Annotated in this window: 1 protein-coding gene; it reads left to right on the forward strand. The window is 57.1% G+C overall.

All coding sequences use genetic code 11. The features are described from left to right. Positions 1 to 629 (forward strand): Mu transposase domain-containing protein (locus tag HJG40_RS12070; protein WP_438263568.1); only part of this gene is annotated, 629 nt, incomplete at both ends.

A 629-nucleotide genomic window follows, 5' to 3' on the forward strand; every position in this document is an offset into this window, starting at 1 on the left:
GAATGGTTTTTTACCCCGCTTCCGCGCTTTGAAACACTGGATCAGCTGAACACCTGGCTCTGGGAACGCTGTCAGGAGCGGGCACAGAATCATGCACACCCCGAGCAGAAGACACGGACGATCTGGGAGGTCTTCCAGGAAGAGAAAGTGCTGTTGCGCCCCTTTCAAGCCACCTTCGATGGCTATGTGGAGGACCGGGTGCGGGTCAAATCGACCTGCCTGATATCGGTGGACCGTAATCACTACAGCGTACCCGCAGAATGGGCAGGACAATGGGTGCGGGCACGGCGCTATGTGGATCGTATCGTGGTATTGATGGAAAGTGCGGTGATTGCCACCCATGCACGGCGCATGGGGCGAGACAAGACCATTACGGACCCGCAGCACTACCTGCGGGTTCTGGAGCGTAAACCGGGGGCTTTACGTAATGGTTTACCCTTCCAGAAGCTGCCGCGTGCCATCACCTTGGTGCAGGAGCATCTCCAGGCTAAAGCCGGTGGAGATAAGGCTTTTGTAGAAGTCTTACTGGCGGCCAGAGACCATGGCATGGACATACTGGAGACTGCCTGCGCCATGGCCCTGGAGCAGAGAACCGTTACAGTCACGGTGATCCTCAATCTGGTACACCG

This window comes from Acidithiobacillus concretivorus, assembly GCF_018853445.1.
GTDB classification, from domain to species: Bacteria; Pseudomonadota; Gammaproteobacteria; order Acidithiobacillales; family Acidithiobacillaceae; genus Acidithiobacillus; species Acidithiobacillus concretivorus.